This window comes from Phyllobacterium sp. P5_D12, from assembly GCF_054049495.1.
The window spans coordinates 1-7,583 of record NZ_JBFUMG010000206.1 but is presented as its reverse complement, the minus strand read 5'-3'; the positions used below and the strand labels follow the sequence as shown (position 1 = coordinate 7,583).

The window sequence follows — 7,583 nt, the reverse complement described above, 5'->3', positions numbered from 1 at the left end:
GAACTTCCATGACTTGTCCATATCCGCGGTGATAATAGTCGGCAGCATCCTCTCCAGCGCATGGATGTCTCCGACATTGAACATCTTCAGAGCCGTTTCGTTCGCGTTGATCAGCCGTACGGTTTTCGGAATTTTGTTGAGAAATCCTGGATCGAGTTTCCGTGCCAGATCGACGTCCCGCACGCCCTCGCTCTTAAGCTTTTCAATGGCGTCTTTAAGACCTCTGAAATCCATCTGGAGAATGCCGACACCCGTCGCCAGAAAAATGGTGCGGTAACGCAGTTCACTTTCAGCCAGAACATTCATCGAAGTTTTCAGGCGGTAACCGAGGAACGTCGTGATGGCGATAGCTGCGATGCTGACCAGGCAACGTGCCAACGAGTCCTCCAGTTCAATGAGGATATCCGAATGCGATATCAGAAAGCTCAGGACGGTAAGCCCCATGCACGCCGCGCCGATCAGGACTATGCCAGTCGGGCCCGCGAAATTGAGAGCCAACAGCACCACGGACACGTAAAGCACGGCGATGGCAATATCCAACGTCGTCAAAGTGTCCAGGAGGAAAACCACTGAAGCGATGAGGATTGCAGCGAGCGGTGAAAATCTCGCCATGCGGCTCGCCAACGTCACCCTGTTCACGTGGCCGCCCATCGCCACACGCTCCAATGAACTCGAGAGTGTTGTATTCATGACTTCGCGTAACGCGGTGCCGGTTTCCCGGTCTGGGTCGCGAGGAACAGTTTTGACCTTGCCGCGTCATATGCATTCCAGAGGCCGGCATCGGCAACCGAAGGCAAGGTCACGTCTTCATGATTGTCCAATCCTGCCAGGGCGGCATCGACCATATCCTCGGCCGACATGATTTTCGCCTTGTCCAGCGTGGCCAACGGAACGCCCGAAAGATCCCAGAGTTCAGTCGCGGTTGCGCCGGGAAGAACGACCTGCAAGCGCACTCCGGTACCCGCGAGTTCCTGTTGCAGTCCCCGGCTGAAATTCAGGACATAGCCCTTGGTGCCGCTGTATATCGCGCTGGTGGGCAAGGCGTGCAGGGAAAGGACGGACGCGATATTGATGATGAGGCCGTCCTTTTGCGACAGGAATGAGGGGAACACGGCCTCCGTAAGACGCGTCAACGCGACAATATTCAACGCGATCATGGAAGCAGACTCGGCCCCAGATGTATCGGCCAGAGGAGCCAGCCTCGAATTGCCGGCATTGTTGACGAGAACCCTCAAAGCCGCACTATCGGCAAGACTTCCTGCAACGCGGACGAGATCCGCCTCCTTTGTCAAATCGGCGCTGATCACTTCGACTTCGACACTATAAACGGCGCTCAGCTGCCCGGACAAAGCAGCAAGCCGCTCCCCACGGCGGGCGATCAATATGAGATCGTAACCTCGCGCCGCGAACCTGTCCGCATAAACCGATCCTATTCCGGATGATGCTCCGGTGATTGCTGCCACTTTCCTTGTCTCTGAAGTCGTCATGGGCGGACGTTTCCTTGTTTAGAGCCGATTGGTTCAAGCGGTGTCGTCAGGAGCCGCTGTTTGGCACATAAATGCAGATTGACTTCGGCATCTTCGGATCACCTAGCCTCGTGCACCTATGGTACTTGGCATCCTTCGACATTTTTACGCGCTTGTCGGTATAGGGAATGAGTTCGCCCGTGCTCTTGATCCGGAAGCCGCCGAACGCCAGCTCGACGTTTTGGTCCTGTTCCTCAAAACAATCCATTGAAGAGCAGCATTCAAAGCCGTAAGACCACCCGGACGGAGCGTCATGGGCCGCTGCGGAGGCGGTGGAGAGAAGGACGAACATCAAGGTTCTCATCACGAGTCCTCATCAAAATGCCCCGAGTTGAAAAAAATACCCGCTGAGATTTCGACCACGATCCTTTAGCCCGCCGAATTACGGTCGTCCGACAACGCCGGAGTTCTTTCGATCCAACAGCCAGCTTTGGGGTCGCTGGCAAAGTATTTCTTAGTGTTCAGAATATTCGGCGAACCAGACCCTTAGCCCTGACGGCCTACTTGTTGCTCAAGCTGCACAACCATCGTATTGCTTACGCAGGCGCTCGTAATACTGTGGATAATGAATGCAAACCCAATCACTTGCGCCGCGCAGGTATGCTATTTCCACAGCCTCGTAGAGGTCGTGTTCAAGTTTCTCAATGCGGATTTGAGGAAGGTTCATTTTTTTGATCATGCTCATCTTCCACAATTTGCAGAACAAAAATATTGCCTTTGAAAGAGTATGATCTGACGTTAGGGTTTTGAATTATACATTGGTTTGCATCGAATAAACGTTGGTTGTCATAAACAGCTTATCGGGGTCGCTCAGGTGGTACCATATTTATCGGCCGAAACCTCGCCATGGATAGAATACTTCTCGTCGGCCCAGCTGTAGCTTCCGCCTGCACCAATCCCACCCCAAGCCCGTCGCTTCTGCTGGCAAACTGGACGCCGGCATCGAGCTCATCCACATGCTGTGAAAGGAGCAGAGTTCATTCTCCAACGGTTCGAGGCGCTTGCGGCATGAGGTCTGTCCGGCGGTAACGTACGTTCTAACTCACGCAAAATTTGCAATGAAATCCTCGGGAACCGCAACAATTTCCCGATGACGCATGCATTAGATTCCCAGCCGTCCTATTTGTGCCGCCTGGTGCCTGTGGCGCCGTATGACAGAACTCTCGTAGCAGCCTCATCCTTCGCCTGTTTTATTGGGGAGTGAATTTCATAGTCCAACAAAATATCATGATATCATCGTGCCACTTTCTATTGATCAAAACGGTTTCCCGTCGCTTTTCTCATAGGCACGAATTGCCCGCTAGTTGTAGGCGAGGACGGGAATGACCAGTCGACGTATTCTGTCGCAAATTCTCATTCTGGACGGGATGCGATTGGTTTTGCAGCCAGTGGTCAAGCTGCTAACATGTCGAATTGCTTGGCCAGTGATGGATTGAAGGCAACCTCACCTGCCGCTTACGCATCATGTAAACCATTCAATTCCGGACAGTATGATGTTGGCGGCGATTATGGATGTGAAGCGTTCGATCTCCGCCTGTTCCAATCGAGCAAGCAGGACCTGAAATGCTTCATTCGTCGCGATGGGAAAGTGGCCGGACCTCATTGCCGCCTGAAAGTCGTGGCTCTTCATACCGCGCTTTAACCAATTGGCGGTCGCCGATGAGTCAGATTTTCTTGATGCCACTGGCCACCCCATTCTTGCGGGTTAAACACGCCCAGAGCGGGTTCGTTCCAATGGTGCCGAACCGTCCGCCGGCAGACATAGTATTGACGCACTCCGAACGTCATCACTTCGGCACTTCAAGCGGCAGAGCAATTGGATGATTAAGGCGGGCCAACAAGAAAGGGGCAGCAGGCCGGATTCGGCACTGCTGCCCAAGAAGGCGACCGCGAGGGAGGGCAACGATCGCCGGGGGGACTCTGTAGGGAGGTAAGCTCACTCAGACATGAGGCGTGGCATCGAAATTCCGGTGCTGAGGGCTAGTTCGATTTGCCCGCACTCGGTTGAACCGTCAGCCAATGCGCAGATAGTTCACCCGCCACTACATAAGGCTGCTGCGCTTGCAACGTCGCAAGAGCGTTACGCAACAGTTGAACACCTAATTGCACCTGTCCTTCTGCGAAGATCAACGCATCCGCTGGCTTAGCATCGGGTATTCGCGGCAGCAGTAAATCTGGCCAGTCGCCGGAGCGAGGTGAATCCATCGAGCTAACCTTCGCAACGAAACAATACCCGCGTCCTGGAACACTSACTATGTAACGAGGTCCAGTCTTCGAATCCCCCAACGCTTTTCKCAGATTCGCAATGTGCACGCGCAAATTCGTGTCCTCCACTACAACGTTGGGCCATGCCCGATTGATTAAMTCTTTGTGAGAAACAACTTCGCCYGGTCGCTCAACGAGGGCCATCAGGATTTCGAGCGCGCGGCTACTRATGGAAAGCGGCGTCCCGTTTTGTTGAAGAAGCCTCTGGTGCGCGGAAAGTTGAAAGGGACCAAAAACGAAAACGTTGCCTGCCGAACCGCTTTTAGACGAACTGATGGCAGAATTCTGCGTCATTGCTCCGGTCTCCTTTCTCTTTGCAAAAGCGGTTCACCTCCACGACAGGACATGAACAGGTCACCCTTAGGGCGCAGCTGCTAGGTCACCATCGCGCAGAGATTGCGCCGAGGTGCTGCATTTTTGGCGCATGCTCTTTCAAACAGAGTGTAACGTCTCTGGCGACGCCGTTAGATTGCCTAATCTGCATAGTGATACGAACGATTTCAAATTTGGAACCTCAACCCTAACATAACAAAACACGCTGCGCAATATCTTGCGCTAAATACGCAATTTTGGTAGGTATATTMCAGCAATGTTGCTGGGCAGGATCTTGGTTAATGGCGAGGAAACGCGTTACGTTACAGGACCTTGCCGACGCACTCGGCATTTCGAAATTTTCGGTTTCGAGAGCTCTGTCTGGCAAACCGGGCGTAGCGGAAGCCACGCGCCGTAGGATTGAGCGGGCCGCCCAGGACATGGGCTATGCGCTTATGGCCGARCCGGCGCAAAACCGCGGGCAAATATTATTCCTGCGCCAAGAAATCGACCGCGTAAGCACRGAACTGTGGTCAAATATCCTCCTTGGCGCGGAGCRGCAGGCCGAGGCGTACGGCTACAYGGTAATCCCGARAMAGGCGCAAAGCGTCTTCGACAGCCCTTCGATTGACGAGGCTGTGGTAGGGCTGATCCTTGCAGTACCTTACCCGGAGGAATTCTCMGRKTTTGCAAGCCGGARCAACCTGCCRCTGGTTTGYTCAGGCTATGCAGGKCCCCTGGAGCRCATCGATCTSGTGTCRGGGCCYGACTGGGAAGCTGGCGTCACGATTGCCCGCTACCTGGCRACRCTSGGCCATCGCARGTTCGCWTTTGTSCACGGAGACGCTAGGTTGTTAGGCAGGGCCGAGAGATTTCGGGGTCTATGCGATGGGGCAAGGGAGATYGACGGARAAGTKGACGATCTCGTYTTTGACGAAGAGGCGGGTTTGCGCAAACCGCTTCTTGACTACATGGATGCCGGCGGCAAACCGACCGCMCTGTTTTGTGCTCATGACGGTATAGCCGTGAGCGTGATTTCGGAACTGGCCMTTMTKGGAATTCGGGTGCCCGATGATGTTTCGGTGGTCGGTTTCAACGATTTCATATCGGCCTCGCAAGTYGCSCCCCGCTTGACGACAATCAGGGTGCCTCATGTCGAAATGGGAGCGGCGATGGCGCGTTGCATCATYGAYAGGATCTCCAATCCCCACTATCGGACAGTTCCTCCGCTTCGCATAAGCCTTGTGCCGGACCTGATCATACGCGAGTCAACGGGTCCGGCTTCCCGCGTGCCGTGGGAGCGGAAGTACGATGCGCGGCATCAAGACTGAATACAATTAATGGGAAGACACAGCGCGGTTAATCGGCGAGACTAGCTCAGACCCATGGGTGAAGGGCCGAGGGATGAGCCATGACGATCGACACCCCGAGCATTTAGTTTCGCCTCCCGGTCCGGGCGTCAGGAGGCTGACGACTGCTGGCCTGGTCAGCAAAACAGCTGACTTGTTTTTCGTTCCGCTGGCTATTCTCCCGACTGTGGCCCTGAGCGTCGCAGTCCTGGGCTTGCCGCTGATACTGTCGTTGATCATGAGCTTCGCTGGGTGGTCAATTGACCAGCCTGTTTCGGAAGCTCAGTTTGTGGGCCTGCAAAACTATAGAGACCTTTTCGCAGATCCTGTCTTCCTTGCAAGTCTTGGGCTCACGCTTGGTTATACGGCCGCGACGGTCTGCCTCGAAATTCTGATCGGGCTGGCAATCGCCCTGCTTCTCAATCTGGAACTTCCGTTCATCCGCATCTTTCGAACGGCATTGATCGTCCCGATGATGGCCACTCCGATTGTCGCTGCGCTTTGCTGGAAGCTTCTCCTCGACCCCACCTATGGCCTTGTCGACTATCTCATCGGATCGCCGGTCATCTGGCTCGGCGACCCGACGCTGGCACTCATCACAGTGGGCGGAGTGAACGTGTGGCAGAACGCACCGTTCGTTGCCCTGCTCGTCCTGGCKGGYCTSCAGTCCGTGCCGAAGGAGRTRATGGAAGCGGCAAGGATCGACGGCGCGACCAAGACGGCACTGTTCCGTCATATAACKTTGCCGCTTTTGTCGCCCTATTTGCTCGTGGCGATGCTCCTWCGGATCATCTTTGAGTTCAGGGCCTTCGAYAAYGTCTAYGTGATGACSGCAGGMGGGCCTGSRAACGCGACGTTGGTGCTYTCCATTTWCGTCTACAACACGTCCTTCTTCAGCTTCGATCTAACGCTGGCCTCGGCTGCGTCGTGGATCATGCTCCTGATCGTCCTGACGGTCTGCCTGCTTCTGATAGCCACCATGCGCCCAAAGGAGACCGACTGATGAAATCGCTGTTGCACACAGGCTACAGAAAGGGATGCTACTACGTCTTCGTGTATGCCGCATTGATCTGCATGCTTGTGATCTTCCTGCTGCCGCTGCTTTGGGTCCTTGGACTGTCCTTGAAAACGCGTGAGCAAATCTTCACGACACCGCCACTCTTTCTGTGGTGGCCGACCTTGGAGAACTATTTCGCGGTCTTGTCTGGAGGGAACTTTCTGAATTCTTTCTGGAACAGCTTCCTGGTGACCACCTCGACGGTTCTGGTCTCCTTGTTTGTTGGAACACCCGCGGCGTACGCCATCGCCCGATTCCGCTTCCCCGGTCGCAAACTCATCTTCTTTTCGCTGCTCTTCATGCGGATGCTGCCGCCAATTGCGGCACTTTTGCCATTATATGTGATGTACAGTCTGATCGGACTGATCAACACCAGGATAGGCCTCATCCTGGCCTATACGACATTCAGTCTTCCCGTGGTCGTCTGGGTCACGCGCGACTTCTTCAAAAGTGTGCCGCGCGACTTGGAAGAAGCGGCCTATATGGACGGCGCGTCCCGGACGGGGGCTTTCATCAGGATCGCCTTGCCCCTGGCCAAGCCGGGAATAACAACCGCGGCCATCTTGTCGCTGCTCCTTGCCTGGAACGACTTCATCTTCGCGGCCATTCTCACCAACAACGCCACGCGAACATCGCCGGTCGTCTTGAGCACTTACGCCGGTAGCGAGACCGGGACCGATTGGGGAGCCATCGCGGCATCCGGCATTCTGGTTCTCCTGCCCGTGATCGTGTTTTCGCTGATCGTTCAAAGGCACCTTATACCGGGCCTGTCGGCAGGCGCGGTGAACGATGCTAGAATTCCCTAAGGTATGATGGAGGAAGCCATGACCGTTTCCAGCAAGAAAGGCCTGATCAACCGGCGGACGCTGCTTGGTTCGACTCTGGCCGGCATCAATCTGGCCGCCCTCGGCCCGTCGACTTCAGCCCGCGCGGAGCTTGGAAAAAAGCCTTCCAAGCTCGTTGTCCTCGGCGACAACGCCTCATGGAAGGGAACGATCCTCCAAGACGCGATTCCCGCCTTTAAAAATGACACGGGCATAGACGTCGAATACGTGCAGTTGCCCATTTGCCCAT

Annotated in this window: 7 protein-coding genes and 3 pseudogenes; 4 read left to right on the top strand and 6 right to left on the bottom strand. The window is 55.0% G+C overall.

What is annotated here, in order from left to right; genetic code table 11:
- The 6 genes and pseudogenes from ACXJ5O_RS14565 to ACXJ5O_RS14540 form a co-directional block, all read right to left on the bottom strand.
- Positions 1–690 (bottom strand): annotated as a pseudogene (locus ACXJ5O_RS14565) (hypothetical protein); the annotation flags it as partial.
- Positions 687–1,487 carry an SDR family NAD(P)-dependent oxidoreductase gene (locus ACXJ5O_RS14560; protein WP_457300505.1) on the bottom strand — a complete coding sequence of 267 codons (801 nt, stop codon included), beginning with the start codon at positions 1,485–1,487 and terminating at the stop codon, positions 687–689. The gene ACXJ5O_RS14560 and the pseudogene ACXJ5O_RS14565, both read right to left, overlap by 4 nt.
- A 46-nt stretch (positions 1,488–1,533) precedes the next feature.
- Positions 1,534–1,818: a hypothetical protein gene (locus ACXJ5O_RS14555; RefSeq protein WP_457300504.1), complete on the bottom strand. Its 285-nt coding sequence runs from the start codon at positions 1,816–1,818 to the stop codon at positions 1,534–1,536.
- A gap of 219 nt (positions 1,819–2,037) precedes the next feature.
- Positions 2,038–2,205: a hypothetical protein gene (locus ACXJ5O_RS14550; protein ID WP_162702142.1), complete on the bottom strand. Its 168-nt coding sequence runs from the start codon at positions 2,203–2,205 to the stop codon at positions 2,038–2,040.
- Positions 2,206–3,506: 1,301 nt separating this feature from the next.
- Positions 3,507–3,731 (bottom strand): hypothetical protein, encoded by a 225-nt coding sequence (locus ACXJ5O_RS14545; protein ID WP_457300506.1) that lies wholly within the window; start codon positions 3,729–3,731, stop codon positions 3,507–3,509.
- A gap of 30 nt (positions 3,732–3,761) precedes the next feature.
- Positions 3,762–4,085: pseudogene (locus ACXJ5O_RS14540) on the bottom strand (winged helix-turn-helix domain-containing protein); the annotation flags it as partial.
- 320 nt (positions 4,086–4,405) lie between these two features.
- On the opposite strand from ACXJ5O_RS14540, the gene ACXJ5O_RS14535 reads away from it, so the two are divergent.
- The 4 genes and pseudogenes from ACXJ5O_RS14535 to ACXJ5O_RS14520 all read left to right on the top strand — a co-directional run.
- A complete protein-coding gene (locus ACXJ5O_RS14535) occupies positions 4,406–5,434 on the top strand; it encodes a LacI family DNA-binding transcriptional regulator (protein WP_457300503.1) in 1,029 nt (342 codons plus the stop codon).
- A 73-nt stretch (positions 5,435–5,507) separates the two neighbouring features.
- The gene (locus ACXJ5O_RS14530) at positions 5,508–6,455 is read left to right on the top strand and encodes a carbohydrate ABC transporter permease (protein ID WP_457300502.1); all 948 of its coding nucleotides are present in this window, start codon (positions 5,508–5,510) and stop codon (positions 6,453–6,455) included.
- The gene (locus tag ACXJ5O_RS14525) at positions 6,455–7,315 is read left to right on the top strand and encodes a carbohydrate ABC transporter permease (RefSeq protein ID WP_457300501.1); all 861 of its coding nucleotides are present in this window, start codon (positions 6,455–6,457) and stop codon (positions 7,313–7,315) included. The genes ACXJ5O_RS14530 and ACXJ5O_RS14525 overlap by 1 nt, the downstream gene beginning before the upstream one ends.
- A gap of 18 nt (positions 7,316–7,333) precedes the next feature.
- Positions 7,334–7,583 (top strand): annotated as a pseudogene (locus ACXJ5O_RS14520) (hypothetical protein); the annotation flags it as partial.